General features: G+C 68.8%; 1 protein-coding gene (running past one end of the window). It reads left to right on the top strand.

The genetic code is table 11. The features are described 5' to 3' along the window. Positions 1-22684 carry the 3' portion of a hypothetical protein gene (locus ACH4YL_RS25050; RefSeq protein WP_398509667.1) on the top strand. 43529 nt of this gene lie to the left of the window's left edge, so 22684 of the gene's 66213 nt are visible here — the last part of the coding sequence; its start codon lies beyond the left edge, outside the window; the stop codon is at positions 22682-22684.

Genomic DNA, 22684 nt, shown 5'->3' with positions numbered 1-22684 from the left:
CGTCGACCGCACCCCGGCCCGCACAGGCGCCACCGCCCCGCCTGTCTCCGTCCCGGCTGCGGACGCCCCGGCCGCAGGCACTTCGGGCGCGGACTCTTCGGGCGCGGACTCTTCGGGCGCGGGCTCTTCGGCCGCGGGCACCGCGGCCGCGAGCGCTGGCGCCACCAGCACGGTCCCTGTCTCCGGCCAGGCCGGCACAGCCGATGACGCCCCCGTGGTCCTCTCCGCCAACAGCACACCGGAGGCCGACGAGTTCAACCCCCACGCCACGTACAGCGACGACGAAGACGGCGCCACCGGCACGGCCCCCGTCACCGACCAGGCCGACACAGCCGATGACGCCCCCGTGGTCCTCTCCGCCAACAGCACACCGGAGGCCGACGACTCCGACCCCTACGCCCTCGCCCACGCCACTGACAGCGACGACGAGGACGAGGACGAGGAGGACAGCAACGACGACAGCGACAGCAACCTGGACCCGCTCCCCGTGCCGCCCGCCGCACCGGTGCTGCCCTCCCTGGCCGCGGAGGACCCTTCGCTGTCCGACGACCCCGACCCGGAAGCCCTCCGCGTCAGCAACACGATCGGCTACGAAGGCCCCCTCAGCCGGGCCGTGGTCAACGGTCAGGTCCTGGGCCGGTTGCCCTACAGCCGGGTCGGCCAGAGCTTCGACGACCCGGGCACCCACACCGGCGACGCAGACGACGCCAACGACGAGGAAGTCTCAGCCTTGCGGAGACTCGTGGACGCGGGCCGAGGTGTCGTTCGGCGCCTGCGCATCCGACGGAACCGCACCGGCAACTCGCGTCCCCAGCAGTTGCCCTTCCCGATGCCGCTGTACGAGGTGACCCCCGCCGGCGGCTGGAACATGACCGGCACCTCTCACGCCGAGCCGTCAGATCTGCCCCGGTACACCGCGACGCCCGTCGTCGGCGAGGTCACGGTGACGCTCGAGGAGGGCGGCACCGAAACGGCAGCGTTCCCCGAGGAGCACTACACCGATACGGCAGGGCTCCTCGATGCGTACGACACCGAAACGGCAGCGCTGCCGCCGTCGTACGGCCAGAACGACGAACGGCGGCCCGCGGCGCCCGCGTTGGAGGCGGCCCGCATCGCCGCCGTGAGGGCGCAGGCCAACGGCGACTGGACTCCCGAGCGGCTCCTGCAGGCCGATCCGGCACGGGCTGCCCTCTTCCAGCTGACGGAACACGAGGCGTACGGGCACCGGATCCGGGCCACCAGCATCTTGGTGAGCCTCCAGCTCGGGCTGAACGACGCCCGGCGCAAGGACTTCGTCGACCTCGTCGCCCACGCCGCCAGCCAGGGCGGCCGCCCCGCTGCCTGGGCGACGGCTCTGGACCTGCGTGCCCGCCTTCTGCTCGGTACCCACGGGCCACAGGCCCTCAACAATGCGGAGTACTACCTGAACGACTTGGCGCCGCACCGTGCGGGCCAGGAGAGCATCGACTACCAGATGTACCAACTGCTCTCCGTGGCATCCCTGTTTCTCGCCCATGGCGGGGGCGACAGGGCAGCCAGGCTCGCGCGCAGCTATCAGCCCAGCGACGAGCAACGCCGGGCGGGGGTCCGCTTCCGGGTCGCCTACGCAGGTCTGTCCGAGCGGGCAATCGTCTTCGCACTCGAGCACACCACCGCACACGCGACACCGCTGCCCGACTACTTCTGGAGGTCGCACCACCCCAATTCCTCATCCCAGCTCCACATCCAGGGCGCGCAAGGCCTCATCCGTTCGGTATCGCTTCCATGGACTGACGGGGACCAGCCAGGCGCCGGTGGACCGGCGCTCGGCTATCTGGACCTGGCCGCCGCGCTGCGCACCATCAACCCCGACACCGGTCAGCTGTACACCGCGTGGGAGGTCGGTGAGCACTTCCGGAGCGGCCCGCTCCTCCAGGGCCTGCTGCGCGAATCCGTGGCGACAAAGCAGGAGGTGCGGATCATCGCGCTCTTCCTGAACGACAGGACCCGCCCGGAGGCCAATCGCAAGGCCAACATCGAGCAGCTCCTCCAGGGCATGTCCCCACTCCTGGCGAGCGATGCCCCCGCCAAGGTCGCCGTGTACGCCTCCGACGCGCCCGCCGAACTCGAGTACGGCGAGCTGACGCTGCACGACCACGGATCCACGCACGTCGCCGGCCCGCACTTCGTCCGGTATGAGAACCTGCCGCAAGCCCAACCCGGTCCGGCACTCCGTCCGGATCTCCTGGGCGTCGGCAACGGCGAAGGTACGTCTGCGCAAGGTCAGCACGGGCAGCGAACCAACACGGGCACCTCGTGGACCGCGGCGGACCTGACCGCGGGCAACGACAGTCGTGGTGACGCGGGCTTCGCCGGAGTCGTGGATCTCGCCGTTATCGTGGGTCCCCCGGAGGAAACCGACGACCCGGCCGATGCCCCCGCCCCGTCTGCGGCCCTCAGCCGGATTCTCACCGCCTTCGGTGCCCGGCCCGCGAAGTTGATCCGAGCCGTCCTGTCGGGCGGGAACAGGATGCAGGTCGTCTATGGGGGCCCCTACGGCCGGTACAGTCTGCTGTTCAACAGCGACGAGGCTGCACGGACGTTTACCAACAGGGGCGTCGGTCCGCAGGACGTGGCCGTGTTCGACATCGACAATGCAGCCGTAGGTGCTTCGAACGGCCGCAACGCGGACGGTACCCAGGCCTACGACGAGCCGTACGGCCTGACGCTGGCCAGGCTCCGCGGCGCCCCGGTGGTAGCCGCTTGGGGCAGGGTCGTCGTGCGCAACCACAACGACAACCCGTACAGGCCCTACCTGGCCGTGCTACGCCCGGACGATGTACCGCCCGGCGTGCAATGGCAGCCCTGGGTCGTCTACTTGCCGACCGACACCCACGACAGCCACTCCGTCGTCGGCCTGAGCGCCTCCGCACTCCAGGACCCCAGGCGTCCCGGCAACACGGTGAACAGCGCCGTGTCGTACGACGGAACGCTCCGGGAGGCGACCGACGGGGGCCGGGTCCGGCCTTCACGGGTCGGCCAGGGCTGGGAAGATCCGGGCCTCCACTCCGACGACTCCGTCGATGAGACGGGAACGAGGCGCAGGAGGAGGTTCCGGACCTTCGGCAGGCAGGTCCTGGAGCGCGTGCTCAACTCCCAGCAGCGTACGGACAGTTCTGCACAGACGGCGCCGATCGCTGCGCCCGAGCGGACCATTGCGCCGGCGCCAGTCACTCTGCGCGCGCCGGTCGCTGCGTTCACTGCGCCCGTCAACAGGCGGTACTGGTCGCGCCTCACGATCGGCGGCTGGGCGTCGGAGGTCGCCGAGGAGCTGGTGCGGGAGCGGGAGCGGGAGCTGGAGCTGACGCAGGGCGCCCCGAGGCCCGCCGGCAATGCGGGGCGCGAGGCGGACGCGCTGTCGCGGGCCCGCATCATCGCGATGGCAGAACATCGCTCCGGCAAGTGGACTCCCGAGCAGCTCCTGGACACCCGCCAGGCACAGGACACCCTCGACACCCAGCCGCGCTCCGAGTCGGCCGCCGTCATGTACCGGGCCATCACCGTCGTGGCGAGACTGGACATCGGTCCGGTCAGCGGCTCCAGTGAGCTGCACGTCTATGACAACTTCGTGAAGGTCGTGGCCGCAGCCGACATTCGCGTTGGCCGGGCCACGGCCGAGGCGACGGGTCTGGACCTGAGCGCCCGCCTGCTCCTCGGCAGGAGCTCGCCGCAGCTGCTTGTCGATGCGGAGTACCTGCTGACCACCTTGGCGCCCTACCGCGCGGGCCAGGAGAGCATCGACCACCAGATGTATCAACTCCTCACCGTGGCGGCCGCGTTGGCTTCCGAGGGCGGGTTGAGGGCTGCGGAGAAGGTTGCGGGCAGCTATCAGCGTGCCGACAGCCGGCCCCAGGCGGCGATCCCCATCCAGGTGGCACGCACGGGTTCCAAGCGGGCCAGTGTCTTCTCACTCGAGCACGTCACCATGGACACGTCACCGGTTCCGCAACATGTCTGGGAGGGGCACGACCCGAGCCCGTCATCCCAGCTCCATATCCAGGAACTGTACGGACAAAGCGACATCGCGCTTCCATGGACTGACGGCGACCAGGCTTTCGGCGAGCAACCAGAGATCGCCTATCTGGACCTAGCCGCAGCAATGCGCACTCTCAACCCCGACACCGGACTGCCGTTCACGGCGTTGGAGGTCGGCGAACAGTACCGGCACAACCGGTTCCTCCAAGGCCTGCTGCACGACTCCCGGGCGACAAAGCGGGAGGTCCGGATCGTCCTGCTCTTCCTGAACGACACACGCCGACCGGATTCCAACCGCAAGGCCGACATGGAGGGGTTCCTCAAGGGCATCGCCCCGCTCCTGGCGAACGACGCACCCGCCAAGGTCGCCGTGTACGGCACCGCCCTGCCCACCGCTTTCGACTCGAACGGCGACCTGGTCCTATACAGGTCGCGGATCGGTGCACCCTCACAGCCGTTGCTCTCGGGCTTCGTCCGCTACCACAGCTCGGAATTCGACGCCACCGGCCTCCGCCCCATCGCCGACAGGGTCGGCACCGACGACGCCGAAGGTGCCGGCCCAGGCGGATTCATCCCCGACCTCGGCCAGTTCGGGCCTAATGCCTCGGCACGGCACACTGCCCCAGGGGTATCGGAGGACGCAGCCAACACGCGCGGTGCAGGTCCGGCAGAGGGCCTCGCGGCCGACAACGACCAGCACAGCGGCATGAGTTTCGCGGCCATCGTGGATCTCCGCCAGGAGACCGGACCAGCGGCCATCGCACCGTCCGTGGCCCTCGGCCGGATACTCCGCGGTTTCAGAGCGCACTATTCGAAGTTGATCCGAACGCACACCTCACCCGCGGGCAAGTTGCAGATCTGGCGGGCGGGCGCCAGAGGCGCCGGCGGCACGTACGAAACCATACGCAACCGCGACATCAAGGAGACGCTGGCAAGCAGGAGCGTCACAGGGCGCGACGTATCCGTACTCGACTTGGACAATGCGGCCATCGGTACGTACCTCGGCACGGACTCGGACGGCTTCCAGGTCTACGACGAGCCTTACGGCCTGACGCTGGCCAGGCTCCGCGGCGCTCCGGTGGTAGCCGCTTGGGGCAAGGTGGTCGTGCGGTACCACAACGGCAACCGAAACTGGCCCTACCTGGCCGTCCTGCGCCCGGACGATGTACCGCCCGGCGTGCAATGGCGGCCCTGGGTCGTCTACTTGCCGACCGACACCCACCTCAGCTTCTCCGTCACCGGCCTGTACCTCTCCGAACTCAATGACCCGAGGCGCCCGGGCAACTCGTCGAACAGCACCGTGGCGTACGACGGAACGCTCCGGGAGGCGACCGACGGGGGCCGGGTCCGGCCTTCACGGGTCGGCCAGGACTGGGAAGATCCGGGCCTCCACTCCGGCGACGATCTGGCCACGCGCATCCGTGAAGGCGACCCATGGACGATGCGCTTCCAGCGGATCGGCCAGCGCATCGAGGCGATACGGAACAACTTCCGTTCCAGGACCCCCGAGTTGCCCGATGCCCCGGACCCGGAGCCGGAGCTGACGGCGGACTCCGGTTCCTCCCTCGTGGATCCGTCGGCTGCCGCCACGCCTGCGGCCGGCGACCCCGCACCACCGACGTACTCGGGCGAGCAGGCCAGTTCGGACACGCCGCTGTACGAGGCGCCCGTGGATGACTGGCCCATGACGGAGGGCCTGCGGGATGCCCTTGACCTCGCCCAGAACGCACGCAGGTCCGGCGCCTGGGAACGAAAGGCGCTCTTCGGCCCCGGGGGGCCCAAGGGGCTCATCTCCATGACGTCGGCCTTGAGATTGCACGGAGGGGAGACGTACTACAGAAGGCGGCAGGCACGCAGCACCCTTCGAACAATGTCGCTCACCGGCAAGGAGCCCTACTTCAACGACCTCTTGGACGTCGTGGCCTACGCCCACCACGAAGGTGGTCCGGCCGGCGGCCGGCGCTTGGCCTTCGAGCTCAAGGCTCACCTCACCCTCGCCGAGCGGTCACCGGAACTGCTGATCACCGCCGCGAACCTGCTCACCGCCCTGGCACCGCATCGCTTCGGACAGGACGACACCCCGACCCAGTCCTATCAACTCCTCATGGTGGCCAATGCGTTGGCCGCCACGGGCACGGCGGACGTCGTGCTGGAAGCGGCCTGGAAGGTGGCTCTCGGCTTCCAGCGTGACGCCGGTCAGACCACGGAGACCATTGGCTTCCGGGCGGACGCCACCGGTTCGCTCCTTGCCAATGTCTTCACGCCCGTCGGCCTCTCCGGTGCCGAGGAGAGCGGCAGGCGGTGGGGGCAGCTCAAGGTCGGCCAGGCGTCCCGGTTGGTGGTGCACGGTGAAGACGGGCGGACGTCCGTAGTCGAGTACCCGTGGCACACCGACGAGGCCGGCGACGCGGACGCCGACCGGTCTGCTCTGGTGGCCATTTTCGACCTGGCTGCCGCGGTCCGCAGGGCCGCAGGCGACCCCGACGACGACAGCCAGCCCTTCACGCCGGAGTCGAGCGGTGAGCACCTGGTCGAGAGCCCGGACTTCCGCTATCTGCAGAGCGCCGCCCGGGAAAGGGGCGTTGAGCTTCACCTCGTCCTCCTGTTCCTGAACGACAGAATCCGCGCCGAGGCCGCAAGCCAAGCCGAGATCGTGGCTGCACGCCAAGCCGAGATCGTGGCTTTCCTCCAGGGCGCCAGGAAGGCCGGAGCCACGGTGTGGGCTTCCGACGCCCCCTCGGATCTCGACGAGCTCGGCATGCTGCACCTCTACGCCGACAACTCCACCCACCTGGACCAGGACGGCCATCGGACCGCGGGCTTCGCGCGCTACCGCCCGCAATCCGACGACCATGACCTGTACATGGGCCCGGAGTTGCTGCCGGCGCACCCCGACAGGCCGGTGCCGGTGCAGAGCGGTACGGACAGCAGCACCGCGTTCGGCAGCGGCGAGGGCTCCAGCGCGCCAGGACTGCCGGGGTCGCGCCTGTTCTCACGCATGGCCGTACACCCTGCCAGCCTCCTGATGGAGGCAGCAGACTACGGAGATCTCTACGACGAGAACGGCTACGACTACGACGAGAACGACTACGACGACGGCAGCTCCGACACGGCATCAGACGCCGACGACGCACAGGATGCCCGTCTCACAACACCCTTCCCTGCCGCAACGCGCACGGTGGCCGAAGCGGAGTACAGCGAGTGGAGTCTGAGCGGTCGCGGCAACGTCGTGCGCGTAACGCCCAGCAATCCGGCCGCCGAACCCCAGAGTTCCGATGACCTCCAGCGGGTCGCCACACACGACAGCGGCCACCGAGGAAGCAGGTCCGGGCGGCGCATACAGCTTGCTCTGGAGCCCTCCAGCGTCATCACCGACCGGGAATCCAACTTCTTTTCCATCCTGGCCCCGCCGCCCACCCCCGATGACCGCTTCGCCGAGGCCCTCGCCCAACTGACCGGCCTCCCAGTCATCAACGGCACCGGCCAAGGCACCGGTGAACCCTCCGACCGGTCGGACGACCGCCAACTCCTCGGCCGCACCTGGGACCCGGGTACGCATGCCGAGTCCGCCTTCTCGCAGGACCGCAACAGTGTCCTCGACGGACTGTTCCGCTTCTTCAACTGGCTGTCCGAGCAGGTGCGTTGGTCGGCCGCCGCGCCTGCCGCCCCGGACGCCCAGCAGCGCCTGAGCGGGCAGGCGAGCGGGAACCCCACCGAAGCATTCCCGGGATACGGGCACATCGAAGGCAGCACATCGGTCCAGCCGTCGGACGGTCCGAGCCTGCTCGGCCGGATCTTCAACGTCCGGCAGCAGCGCAATGCGTTCGGTATGCCCACCCCCGGCCGGGTCGCGCGCGCGGGACAGTTCCTGCGCCGCTTCTTCGATCGATTCCGGCCTGCTCCGTTCCTGCCGGACGCGCCTTTGCCGTCCCTGACACCCGTATCCACAGCCGAAACGCAGTACATCCTCAAGCCCGTCGCGACTGCCTCGACTCCAACTCTCGGGGACATGACGGCGCCGGAGGCCGACGACGAGAACACCATCGGTGGCGACACCGACTCGACTGACCCGCTGAACCCGGCCGACGACAACCGGACCATCGGCAGCGCATCGTTCGACAAGATCCTCAACTATCTGGACGCCCCCGACGAATCGAACCCGAGCACACCGTCCGCCGCCCTCAGCAACAACCTCTTCGTCGCAGCCCAGGCACGGACGGTCCGTTTCGACGTCGCCTTCAGGGACGGCAAACTGCAGCTCTGGGTGAAGGACGACGAGGGCCCCGGCGGCACCTATGTGCCTGCGCCCGCCAGGACCGTCGCGGCGTTCCTCCGCGAACAGGGAATTGTCGACGGGGACCACCTCGTGGTCAACGCCGACAATGCCGCCGTCGGGGCGCTGCTCAGCCACAACAAGGACACCCGGCTGCCCGAGTACCAGGCGCCGCACCCGCTGGTGCTCGCCCGGGAACTCGGGATTCCCGTGACCGCGCCCTGGGGCACGCGCCACCGCAGGACGCTCGCCGATGGCCGGTCCTTCCTGTCCGTCCGCCACCCGGGGAAGACGCCGCCGCCGGGCTGGCAGCCCTGGATCACCTACTATCCCGACGACATCCACAACACCAACTCCCCGGTCGGGCTGACCCTCGACCTGCCGCCGTCCGAACCGTCCGTGCTGTCCGGCGGCCAGCAGGTCGGCCCGGTCTCGGCCGGCCTCACCATGGGCGGACCGCTGAGCAAGGCCGTCGACGGTCAGGACCTGCGGCTACGCCCCAGCCGGGTCGGCGAGGCCCTCAACGATCCGGGCGCCCACGGAACCGCCGGCGAAGACGATCCGGGCGCCCACGGAAGCACCGACGAAGGCGCGCCCAGCCCCGCCCCCCTGGGGTCCCCCACGCAGCCGAAGCGCCCCGCGCTCCTGGCCCGCACCAAGCAGCGCTATCAGCAGTTCCAGGACTCCTTCAAGCTGCGCCGGGCCACCGACCGGGTTGTCGCCGCCGTCCTCGACACCGAGTCGGCACTCATCGCCGATACGGCCAGGAACCAGCGGGCCGCCGAGCGGCAACTCCGCAGGGCGCACCGGGAATTGGCGCGCCATCCGATCAACGATGTGCAGCCAGGAGACGTGGAAGCGTCGCTGGCCGAGTTCACCCGCGATGCGCGTCTCATCGTGGCGTCCACCCACCCGGAGCTCAAGAAGGCCGCCGGCGCCGAGGACCTGGCTGTGAAGCTCAAGGCACGAGTCCTGCTGGGTGCCGTACAGGCCCGGGTGCTGCGCACGATGGTCGCCGACGGTCCGCACGAGGGCCTTGCCCTGTCCAGGGACCTGGCGCGACTCGACGCCCTCGCCCACACGGGCACCGAGCCCTCGGGCCGGCAGACCGAGGCCGAGGTCCGCGCCCTTGTCGAGCGGGCCGAAGCCATCCTCGCCCGGCACGCACCGGCAACCCGGCGGCCGATCTCTCAGGTCCTGCGCCAGGAGCAAATCCTCGCCGTAGCCCACACCTTGCACACCAAGGGCAGGGCCGAGGCCGAGACCGCTGCCGAGGCACTGTGGACGAAGACGAGCGTGTACGGATCGGCGGGCCTCGGCATCTTCAACGCGAGGACCCATGCGACGCTCTCGCCGGGCACGGCGGTTCTGTCCTTCATGGCGCCGGACCAGAGGCATCACACCACGAGGTGGTACAAGCACCGAGTGGGCCTGCGTGAGCTCGTGGGCATCGCCGCCCCGGCGGACAAGGCAGGCAAGGGCACCGCCGGGCCGACAGGGGGCCTGTACATCTCACACCAGCTCATGGCCTGGGACGGACCCTCGCTGTACGTCCAGACGCACGGAAACCTCGACCGCTTCCAACCGGGCCTCGCCAAGAACGCAGTGCGCGGAATCACCAACGGCGAGGCGGTGACCTCGGCAGCACACATGCACCAACTGATCACCCAGCACCCCATATACCCCCTCATGCGGGATTTCGCCGAACTCAAGGGTGTGCCGCTGAACCTGATCGACATGGGCTGCTACTCGAACCTCGACCTCGGCCAGGAGACGGTGGCCGCGCAGGAGATCTCCGAGCACTTCGAGAAGGACGGAGTCCGGCTGCGCGCCGCCGCACAGGTCGTCACCGTCGACCGGCACGGCCTGCTGTCGGTCACCCTCGACCCCGAGCGCCACGAGGACGTCGTGGGCTTCCGCGAGGTCCTGCCGAGGAAGGCCGGACGCGCACAACTGTCGTACGACCGGAGCTCATTCGCGTACGCGCTCTCGGTACGCGCCGAACGGGACAGCAGCTGGCGCGGTCGCGCCGTCAGCCAGTCCGCGGCACTCGCCGAGGCACTGAGCTCTGCCGACGGCCTTGCCCCATCCGGTCACCTGCCCTACCTGGTCGAGGGCGCGCTGGTCGAGGGCAAGCTCAACTCGTTCGAGTTCAGTCCGCAGGGGGCGCAGGACGGCCAGTACGAACAGGCCGGCTCGGACTGGAAGTACACACCGCGCACGATGGAAGAGCTGTCGGCGTACCTCGAAAGGACCGGCATTCCGCAGGACGCACACCTCGTCCTCGCGGTGCCGAACGCCGCCGTGGGCCCGGTCGTCGGGTCGCGGACGGTCCGCGCCACATACCCCGACGGAACGCCGGTCCTCGACGCCGAAGGACGGGAGGTCACCAAGGTCCAGTACCTCTACGGACCGTCACCGGCGCTGCGTGCCGCCAGAGCACGGGGCAAAGCCGTCACCGCTCCCTGGGGCACGCCGTACCTCGAGCTCGACCCCAGGACCAACCGCCATGTGCTGAAGGTGGAGCGTCCGGCCGAGGCGAAGGACGACCCGCGCTGGCAGCCGTGGGTGGTCGTCGCGCCTACGGACCGCGCCACGCTCGAAACGTTGGGTGCGATCGCCCCGGAGCGGGACCCCGCCTCCCTCGGACTTGCGAGCACTTCGCCGATCGGCGACACCATCCTCCATCGGGCGAGCCAGGCCGCCATCGCGGAGAACTCCGGACGCAGGCCACGGCCGAACCCGAGGCCTGCCGGATTCAAGAGCCGCGTCGCCGGCCCGCTAGGCCGTCAGGCCCCCGTACTCGGCGCCACGTTCTCCCCGGCGACGCCCGGCACCGTCTCGCTCACCGCGGGCAGCCTCCAGGGCGCCGTCGCCCGCACGGCACTGGTCGGCTGGGGCGTCGAAGGCGCGTACCGCCACGGCAGCGACTCCGAGGAGAGTCGCTCGTCGCGCACGCGTAGGTTCAGGAACGCCGTGCGGCGCGTACTCGCTCACTCATCCCGCAACAACGCCCCGGAGAGCTCCGGGCTGATCCCGGTACCGCAGCAGCCGCAGCGGCCGCCCAGCATGATGTGGCCCCGCGGGGGCAACCTGCGCTCGGTGGTCTCGCTGCGGACGGTCCGTCAGGCCGCCGAGACCACGGGGCGCGTGGGCCCCTGGACTCCCCGTGACGTGGACGTCATCCTGGCGGACACGTTCCTCTCCCGGGCACCCGCCGACCGGGTATCCCGCCTCCGGCTTGCGGCCGGCGCCATCATGACTCTGCTGAACTTCAATCTCTCCGGCCGCATATACCGAGACCTCCGTACGCTCATCACGGCCTCCGCCGCCAAGGGCGGCAAGCCCGCCGGCTGGGCGAAGGCTCTGGACCTGCGTACACGCATCCGGTTTGCTGCGAACCCGCACTGGAAGTTTGAAGATGCGGAGTTCCTGCTGACCGAGCTTGCTCCGGACCGCTCAGGCCAGAGCGACATCAACCACCAGCGGGCTCAATACTTCGCTGTGCTCTCCGAGCTCTTCGACCCCACGCGCTCGGACGAGGAGTCGTGGGAGGCGGCACAAGAAGTTGCGCGCAGCTATCAGCCCGCCGACAACCAGGTCCGGGATGCGATCCGTTTCGAGTCGCGGGCCACCAGCGCGGACCGGGCCAGCTTCTTCCAGGTCGAGAACGCCTTCGCGGAGACGACACTGCTGAGCGACAGCATCTTGCAGGTATACAACGCGCTCCCGACGGCCCAGGTGGTCCTGACGGACGCCAGCGGTGCCACGGTCCGGATCGCGGTGCCCTGGACTGCCGAAGACCGGCCCACCGGCACACAAGCACCCATCATCCTTCTGGACCTGGCCGCCGCAGTGCGCACTCGCAGCCCCCACACCTTCCAGCTGTACAAGGCGGAACAGGTCGGTGAGCAGCTCCCGCACAGCCCGCTCATCAAGGGCATCGTGCGCGAGGTCCAAGCGTCGCAACAGGAGATACGCCTCGTCGTGCTCTTCCTGAACGACGGCGATCGCGACGAGAACGCCCGCAATGCCGAAATACAGCAATTCCTCCAGGGCATCTCCCCGCTCATGCGGGGCGACGCCAAGATCTCCATCTTCGTCTCCGATGCGCCCTCGGCCTTCACGCCGGATGGCGAACTGAATGTGTACACCGGCGCATCCAGCCACCCCGTGAGCTTCGCCCGCTACACGAACACGGAACCCGGCAACGCCGGACGCCCCATCACCCACCACGTCGAACTCGCAGACACCAGCCGCTATGAGCTCGCGGCCATCGTCCCCGTCGAGGTCACAGGCGCCAGTGCCACCGGTACCCCAGGCAACCCCGCCGAACTCGCGGACTCCGGGCGCCTCGAACTCGCCGACACCGGCCCGTACGTCGCGCCCGACCCGCTGACGGCATATCTGATCGAGGGCAACGAAACGGCCGGCAGCTCCATATTCGGCGGCATCGTCGATCTCCGCGGAGAGGCCGGCAAGTTGGTGCCCGGCCTCCCGTCCTTGGCCCTCAGCCGGATACTCGTCGGCTTCGGTACCCGAAGGCCGGTGCTGATCCGGGCCTTCCTGTCGGCCGGCGGCAAGATGCAGATCTGGCAGCCGAATGCAGACGGCACCGGCGGCCAGTTCGAAGCCCCGCGCAACAGCGAAGTCAGGAAGGCGCTGGCCGACAAGCACGTCGACCCTGCGGACGTGACCGTACTCAACACCGACGACGCGGCCATAGGTCACCACCTCGGCAAGGACGAGAACGGCCTCGACACCTACGACCAGCCCTACGGCCTGACGCTGGCCAGGCTCCGCGGCGGCCCTGTCGTGGCCGCCTGGGGCAAGGTCGTCCGCAAGTTCAGCAGCGGCACATCCGTCCTGCCCTATCTGACCGTCGAGCGCCCGGACCATGTGCCGCCAGGCGTGAACTGGCGGCCGTGGGTCGTCTACCTGCCGACCGACACCCACGACATCCACTCCGTCGTCGGCCTGGCCGCAGACGCGGTCAACGACCCGCGGCGCCCTGGCAACACACCGAACAACACGGTCACGCACGGCGGTTCATTCCAGCAGGCCACCGATGGTGGTCTGCGGCCCCGGGCCCCGCTGGCCGGCTGGACTCAGGAGGGCGCTCGCTCCCACGCGAGCAGCGATGGCGGCCAGAGCCGTCGCAGCGGTGGGCTCCGTGAGCGCACCGCCGACCGGGCCAGGCGGACACGCGAGCGCGCGAAGCGGTTCCTGCAGCACATCATCTACGGCTTCGAACGTGGTCGGTCCGCCCTGGACCGGTCGCCGCTTCAGGACATGCCGGACCCGCCTCCGCCGCCCTCGCCGACGGGCGCGATGCCGGACAGTCTCGAACCGGTGCGGTACCTCCTCACGTCCGTCTCGGACCTCCCTGATCCATCCCTCCCGGCTGCGGGAACGCGGGAGGCCGCGGACAACGACGCGAGCACCTTCGGGAGCGACGACGACCCGGTCGACCCGCAGAACCCGGCACACGACAACCGGAGGATCGGCCGCGCAACCTTCACCGAGGTCCTCAACTACCGCGCGGCTCCGGACGAGACGCCCCCGAGCGCACCGTCCGCCGCCCTCAGCGAGAAGATCTTCGCCGCAGGCCAGAAGCGAACGGTCCGTATCGATGCTGCCGTCGAACACGGCAGGCTGAACCTCTGGCTGAAGGACGACGAGGGCCCCGGCGGTTCCTACGTGGCGCCAGCCGTCCGGAGCGTCGCGGAGTTCCTGGAGGGAAGGGGGATCGCCCCCGGGGACCATCTCGTGATCAACGCCGATCGTGCCGCCATTGGCAGGCTGCTCGGCCCCAACAAAGACACCCGTCTTCCGGAGTACCAGGCCCCGCTCCCCCAGCAGTTGGCCGACCTCCTCGGGATTCCCGTGACCGCCCCCTGGGGCACCGTCCACCGCGAAGTCCTGGCGGACGGCCGGGTCTTCCTCCGGGTCCGTCCCCCGCAGAACCCGCCACCACTGGGCTGGGAGCCCTGGATCACGTACTGGCCGAAGCGCGCCCGGGACATCAACTCCCCCGTCGGGATTACCGTCAGCGTTCCGACGGACCTGCAATCCCAGACCGCCGAAAGCTCCGGCGCGGTCTCCACGGGCGTCACCGCAAACGGGCAGTCGCCGTCCGTCGGCGTGCTGGGCGCGAGCGCCAACACCGTCACTCATGACGGTCAGCTCCGCAGCGTGTTCGACGACCAGGGCGGCATCGCGCGGGTACGGGCACATCTGGCCGAGCACCAGGTCGAAAGCCCGGTCGTCCACTCGATGATCCGCCGCGGTCGTGGTGCGGGGCTCGGGGCGCGGCTGGCTGCTGCCACCAGGCGGATCGCCCGCACCTTGTTCCGCACCTCACCACCCGTCAGCCCGCCCTCCGATGGCCAGCCGCAGTTCCGTGGAGCGCCGACGCAGGTGAACCCTGTCCTGCACGGCGCGGCGAACGGGTACGCGTATGTCGCGCAACCCGTCGCACAGACCTCGCCCGGTCACGTACAGCAGACTGGCCGAACCGCGCTCGTTCCTGCGCCCCGCACGCAGATCCCAGGCGATCCGGCACCCGATGCGGCTTCCCCCGCGTCCGTGTCGAGCAACCGCAGCCGGCCCGAAACACCGGTGCGGGCCGCGGTGTACGACGGCGCGTACGCCATCCACCAGGGCCTCTGGGACCATGCCGTCCTCCTTGACGCCACCGCCGAACGGGCCGCGATCCAGCGGCGGTTGGAAGACGGCAGGCTCAAGGCCTCGGCTCTGGTGGGCTACCGCAGCGCCGCCCTCGACCTCATGCGAAGGTTCGGACTCGACGCCGGGACATGGGTGGGGACACACAGCGACGCCCTGCGCGACAAGCTCGTCCTCGCGTACGCCCAAGGCGGTGTTCCCGCCGCCCGAGTCACGGCGCGGGACCTTCGGCGTCGCCTCGTCGTCGCCACCCGGCCGCAGGCCCTGCTCGACGCCGGCGACCTGCTTGCCCCGCTTGCGCCGGACCGCCAGAACCCGCCCGACGGCCCTGCCCAGCTCGCCGAAGTCCTGGACGTGGCCTACGTCCTGGCCACCAAGGGCCGGGCGAGGGCGCTCTCCCATGCGCGCGCCCTCCAGAACACCGGTCCCGCACCGCACATCACCTTCGAGAGCGATCCGACCGGCTCGCCCCGCGGCACCGTTTTCCGGCCCGCCAACACCTATGGACACCCCGGGCACATGCCGCCCTGGACCGGTCACAACCCCTCGACCTCACAGGCGTACAACCACGTCTACGAGGACTGGGCAGACGCCCAGGAGTTCCCCTGGAGTGACCGCCCGCACCAGCCTGTCGCCTTCTTCGACATGAACGCGGCCATGGGACCGCGCACGAACGGCGAAGCCCCTCCCTCACCCCGCACCCTCGGCGAACAGTTCCGGCGCAACCTGCTCTTCCACGAGGTGCAGCAGGAAGGAGGTGAGGTGAGGGAGGACGTCATCGTCTTCCCCTACTTCCTGGGCGGCACCGCCTGGGCCGACAACCTCACCAGCGCCGAACGTGCGGCCATCATCGAGGAGTTCGCCCAAGGCCTCGGCACCGAGTCCGCCGAGACCTGGGGTTCCTCACATCCCCTCTCCCTCGACGACGACGGCGACTTCCACCTCAGCCCCGGCGCACCCGGCCCGCTGTTCGTCCGCTTCGGCGTATCCGCCGACACCACAGCGGACCCGACCGAACTCGCCACCGCCACTACACCCACCATCGACTCCTCGACGGACCTGGCCGCACACGCACCCATCGTCACCACCACGATCACCACCACCGAGACCGACAGTTCTGACACCCCCGACTCTGCCGACACCGAGGAGGACGAAGCCGAAACGCCCGCCCGGAGCTCCGCCGAACTCTCCGAGATCCCCGTCCCACCGGCGCCGCCAACGCCACCAGTGGTGCCGCCCGCCGTCCCCCCGCTCCCCGCCACCGAGGCCAACCAGCCGCGCCCGGCGGTCCGGCCGAACCTGGTACGCCAGAACGGAAATCTCCAGGACGCGGCCGCAGGCAACATCAGCAGCCCCCAGGTCGCGAGCCAGAACACGCACTCGGTACCCCCATCGACTGCAGCCAGGAAGTCGAGGGCAACGCGCAGGGACACCCTGTTCCTGAGCGCCGCCTCGGACTGGATACTCACCTCGGTCGACAACGACCTGGCACACCACGGCCGCCTGCTGGGGGACCGGGAGGCGACTCAAGGGCTCGACGCCATGGAGCAGGCCGGGACGCTCACCCAGGAGAACAGGAGGAACCTGGACGACATCGCCGGCCTCGTCATGGACGAGACGCTCGGCTCGATGCACCGCTACCACCCCGATACCAAGAGGCGCGCCAACCTCCAGATCCAGTTCGCCTTGGCGACCGGCGGTATTCCGGCGGCTACGCGCAAGGCGCGGTCGATCGACCACCTCACCTACCTCCGGATGAACGTGGGCAAGGAGCAGCTCAAGCTCGACCTCCAGATCGCGCGGCAAATGTTCCTCGCCAATCCGGCGGCCATCCCGACGAGCCGTCTGGCCGCGATGGAACAACTCGTGCATGTGGCCCGGGTGTACTCCGAGCAGGGCAAGCAGAAGGCCACCGAAGTGGTGACCTCGTACATCCCGGGTACGGGCCGGGTGGACAGCCGCGACATGCAGCCGACGGGCACACCTCTGGTGAGTGTTCTGAGGCTGCACTCCGGCTTGAGGCAACCGGACGCTGTCACTCGCAACTGGCTCAAGCATCTGACCGGCCAGGACGAAATAGCCGCCTATGTCGATGTGGACACCGTCAGCGACCGAGGGATCGACCAACTCGCCGGACAGTTGCGGCAGTTGGACGAGTACCGCATCATGCTGGCACTCTCCAGGAAGTGGAATCGACCCTTCAATATCCTTCTGGCCTCGACGGATCCCAAGGGTGCAGCGCATCTGCGCACCCATTTCCTCGAGAACCGCCGGGACGTGACCATCCGGGTGTGGGGCACCCACACCCCAGTCAGGCCCGATCTCACAGGAAACTTGATCGGCGCGGGGAACCAGCCGGCTGATTTCAAGCAGTACGACGACGGTGTCTTCACCGTGTTCGCGAGCCACCAAAACCAGGAACAGGGCGCACCCAACCCGCCGTTCGCCGGTGCGACGGCCTTCCTCGAACCGGTGCGCACACCAATCCACCGGCGCCCCTTCCATCTGTCCACCGATCTGACGCTCGCCATGGCGGCGTCGGATCGCACCGCCTTCCACCTGATCGACGGCGACCCGGTACAGAACGGCAAGCTCCCCGCCTGGAATCCCGATGGCCGGCCCGCCGACGAGCTGGACGCAAAGCAGCTGGTCATTCAGCTGCTGATGGAAGGCGCTGACCGCGAGCACGGCCTGCTCTTCCTCCCCAGGGGGGCCGCGTTCGGCGAGCCTCAGGCTGACGGCACGTACACGAAGTCCCTCGCCCGCAACGTCGCCGAGCAGTGGCAGGGCAAGGTAATTGTGCCGTGGGGTGAGCCCTACATCCTCGTCCGGCGCGACGGCACGCGCATCCTCATGGTGAAGAAGCCCGAGCTGCCGGACGAGGTGGAGTGGAATCCCTGGATCGAGATCAACCCCAAGGTCGCGCACGACCCGACCTCACCCACGGGCGTGACGCTCAGCCAGGTGGACCCGGACCGGGTTCCTGCCATGGGCGGTCCCAGCCTGGGACAGGGCGCACAGAATGCGCCGGGAGAATCCGAGAAGCGCCGCTACCGGCCCGCAGGGAACCCGGGCCCGCGCCGCCGCGGCGCGGCCGCCACCGCCCCGGTGAGCCCCATGTCCGCTGCGGATACGGGACTTGAACCCGTATCCAGCACGGTGACCCGCACCACCCCCCTCTCCCTGGCATCCACAGGTCAGGGCCTGACAGCACCCGGCACAGCTGCTCCGCAGCCCGCAGACAGCCCGCCGGCCTACGACGCGCACCCGCAGCGGGGCGCCCGGCGTTCCGCGCCGCGCAAGGGGAGGCGTTCACACCTCCCCACATCCCCGCACTGGTACGAGCGGCCGGTCGCTCCCCGCAAGGTTCTGGACGACCTGATCGCCGCGATCAACAACGACGCGTGGCATCCGGGCACCCTGCTCAACGGATCCAACGAACTCCAGGAACTGAACGCGCTGGTCGCCGACGGCATCCTCGCGCAAGCGGACATCGACAGCTATATGCGCAAGGCCAACCAGCTCATCGCCGGCCTCCGCGCCGTCGACAGCCTCCACCCGAACAATCTGGCCGCGGCCCGAGCCAAGATCGCACACGCGCACGCCACCCGAGGCCCGGGCGCCGCGATGCGACTCGCGCGGGCCCTCAGCCATCTGGCGGAGTTCCATCTGCACTACGCCGCGGGGTACTTGAACAGCAGTCTCGAGCAGGCCTACAAGATCCTGGAGCTCAACGCTCCGTTGCGCGCGGACCGGCTCGACCCCACGGGACAGTTCGCCCACGTACTCTCGGTACTGCGAAGGCTGCGGATGCACACGGGCAGTCCCGAGAAGGCAGCCACCAGAGCCGCCGAATTCCAGCCGCCCCGGGGCTCCCTGGGACCGACCGGCCGCCCCGTGAAGCTCGTCACCCGCCCCGCCGGTTCGCTCAATGCGGAGATCGTACGGGCCGGCAACTCCCCGCGGTCCGCTCAGGACGACGCGAACGCACGGCTGCACGACGCGGGAGCAAATAGCGGGCTTCCCTGGGCAGGCGAGCCGGTCATGTACGTGGATATGGACAGCATTACGCGGCCGCACAGCACGCCGGCCGGCACGCCGCTGACCGTGGAGCAGTTCGCGCAGCAGCTGCGGCACAGCGAGGAGCTCGCCGACATGGTGCAGTACGCGAAGGGTCTGGCGACCGAGGAAGGGCTGCCCGCGAGCCAGGCTCCGCCCGTCAACCTGGTGTTCTACTCGCGCCAGGGCACGCTCGACGAAACCGATCTCCAGAATCTGAAGGATGAGTTCAGCGCCGCACCCGGTGTCAAGGCCTGGATCTCGGCGGCGTCGGCCGACTTCGACAAGTACGGCGTCCTGCGACATGGCGGATTCGCCGCGGACATGGTGATCGCGCGGACCGGCGAACCCGTACCCAACGCGGAAGAGGCCGTGCCGGCGTACGACCTCGATACGCCACCGCCGTACACCCGCCCGCGGCCCTTCCACACCCGTGGGACCTTCGCCGACGGCGCTTTCGCCGGTGGGCTGTCCTTCCGCGAGTACGCCGACCCGTACTTCGACCAGAAGGACGAGGTGGGACCGTCCACGGCGCTGACCGAGGCGATGCAGGCGACGGGAGCCACATCGTTCCACCTCGTCGACGCCGCAGTCGATCACCGGGGCGTGGATCCGACCGTCCAGTTCTGGGAGGAAGACGAATCACTCACGTGGGGTGGCGCCAACCACCCGTTGGATGAGGAGCAGTTGACGGCAGCGCTCGATGACGCGCAGGTCCCCGCCGACTCGATCCTGGTCCTGACTGCGGACAGCACCGCGCTCGGCCGGTTCACCATCCGGAACTATCCACTGGATCCCGTCCACGGCAGGTCGTACGCACAACGCGTCGCCAACCAGCGGGGCCGGAGCGTACTCGCTCCCGCCGGCAGGACCCGTCGCGGATACGAGCCCGGCTCCGCCACGCCCGTCGTGATCGTGGAGCGGCCGCCCTACCTGCCCGCCGATGTGTACTGGCAGCCCTGGATCCTGGTGGAACCCGAACCGACCGGCGCACAGGAAAGCTTCTCGAGCTCGCAGATCGGCGAACCGCTCCACTTCGTTGCATCACCCGAGGCGATCGCACTGAACGGCCGGGCGACCGAGGTGCCGGGCAAGGGCAAGAGCCGGGCGGACCGGGCCGAGACCGGACGGCAGCCCAGCTCTGCTGACGCGTCGACGGCCACCGCCACGAACTCCACCCCCGTTGTCCCGTCCGGACGTGACGCCGCTGCCAACCCGGTCGTCACCATGATGGCGGCGATCGAAGCGGGCAAAACCATCCACCCTCCCGCTTCTCGGTTCACCGGAGGGAACTCCGGCCCGACGCAACCCAGGCAGCGACGCAGGGCCGTACTCGAGCAAATCCAGCGCGCTGCGGAGGCGGGTGCCACGTCCGCGACCAGGCGGAGCGCCGGTCCGAACACGGACGCTCCGGGCGACATCTCACGGTCCATGTACACCGGCAAACAGCCCAGGCGGAAGTACCCTCCCACGTTGGACGACAGGAGGTTCCCTCCCACGGTGGACGAGAGGAGGTTCCCTCCCGCGGAGGATGAGAGGGAGGAGCCCACCCCTCGGCCTGGTTCGCGGCTGCAGTACCGCCCGAGCTCACGCAACCAGTACCCCGTTCCACAGCCCGGCGTGGAGTATGTGTCCTACGATCCGAGCCCCTCGCGCGCCCAGGGGAACGACGGACCCGGAGGTTACGGACCCTACGCCCCCCCAGCCGCCGAACCGTTCCCCCGGTCCGCCACAGGCATGGGCTACCGCTCTCAACAAGGCGTGAGACACAGCAGCCACGAACCGTCCTCAGCCGCCGATCCGTTCCCACGCTCCACCACAGGCATGGGCTACCGCTCTCAACAAGGCGTGAGACACAGCAGCCACGAACCGTCCCCGGCCCCCGATCCGTTCCCACGCTCCACCACAGGCATGGGCTACCGCTCTCAACAAGGCGTGAGACACAGCAGCCACGAACCGTCCTCAGCCGCCGATCCGTTCCCACGCTCCACCACAGGCATGGGCTACCGCTCTCAACAAGGCGTGAGACACAGCAGCCACGAACCGTCCCCGGCCCCCGATCCGTTCCCACGCTCCACCACAGGCATGGGCCACCGCTATCAACAAGGCAGCCACGAACTGCCCCCAGTCCCCGACCTGTTCTCTCAATCTTCCTCGCGCGCCCCGCAGCACAGCCGAGGCTACGACTTCGGAGAGCTCGTGCCGTCTCAGCGGACCGTCGCCTCCACACCGCAACCCGCGGCGCTCGGCGGTAGGTCAGCCTCGGGCATGGACCGGCGCAGTCACACGCCAGGCGTGGAGGATGGCGGACGCCGCAAGGTCGGACAGTACGTGACAGGCGCGATCCCACGCCGGATACCGGGCGCGGTCCCGTCCTCAGGAGGCTCCAACCTCGGACCAGTCGTGCCGCCGGCGCGGCCGGGCGCTCCAGCGCCGATCGACCTCAAGAAGCCGCATGGAAGCCGCGGGCACAACGAAATCAGGCCGTCCAGGGGAGCCGGAGCTCAACACAGCGAAGACTCCGCGCCCGACGACACCAGCAGGAAACGCAAGAGCTACGTCAAGCACACACGGCGCGACTCGCTCGGCGGAGCTTACGACGACAACGAAGACGCTCAGGACAGTACGGACGGCTACGAACACAGCGCCGGCGACTCGGACCCAGCCAGTCCCTGGCGACCAGGCCACTCTCGACAAAACAGCTACGAGACGCGCCGCCAGAGCTTCACGCAAAGCGTCATGCTCCCGGGCTATGTGCTCGCCGAGGGTGTTGAGTTGGAGGTCTCGCCTGAAGAGCGCAAGAGACGCGAGGAAGCGCAACTCCAGCGCACGAACTATGAACCCGTTCGCCGCAACACGAGGAGCTCCGGATCGGACCCTGACGATGTCCTTTCGCAGCTTCCGAAGAACGCCCGGGGGGGCTTGTACTCCACATATGACCTCCCGAACGGGCCGTCCGAGGAAAGGTTCCCAGCCCTGCCCTTCGGTCGTGCGACTGCGCCGAACCACATCCTGCGGCAACTCGACCGAAGAATGCAGCAGCGTGAGGCTTACCGAGAGCTCGTCAAAACAGAATCCGCGTATCGAAGGAAACGAACCAGACCGAACAAGGAAGCCTACACCGAGGCTCAGCACAGATACGCCGATCGACTTGGCACAACACCGGTGAACAGTAAGATCTCCGAGCGATTGGGGGAGGATGCTTCCCGACTCCACGCGATACCCGCGGCTTTCGGTGATGACCTGGACGAGATCGACCTGCCGAGGACCGGCAACGGAGCAAACATGTTTGATGCCGCATACCGCCTCCCGGGCGGCGACATTTTGATCGTGGAGGACAAGGCACCGGGGAGCGATCTGGACTGGCGGCGGGGTCGCTCCGATCCGGATCTCGATGACCCGTATCTGGAAGATGGTGGCGCCGAAGGCTTGAAGGTCAAGCAAGGGACGGTTCTCTACCTGCGCACGATCTTTGCCGAGATGGTGAAACGTGGCGGCACCGACGCCGTGTATGCGCGGGAGTTCAGGGGGGCCCTCAAGGCGGGGAGGCTGAGGTACGTGGCAGTCAAGGTCAGAGAGCCGGTCATGGTGAGAGAGCCATACACCGACTCCTATAGTGGCGTCGACGTTGTCGAGATGAAGCTCTACTAA

Origin of the sequence: Streptomyces sp. NPDC020681, assembly GCF_044334895.1 — a bacterium.
Lineage (GTDB): Bacteria > Actinomycetota > Actinomycetes > Streptomycetales > Streptomycetaceae > Streptomyces.
The sequence above is the reverse complement of the archived record's forward strand: the minus strand, read 5'-3'. Positions and strand labels throughout refer to the sequence as shown.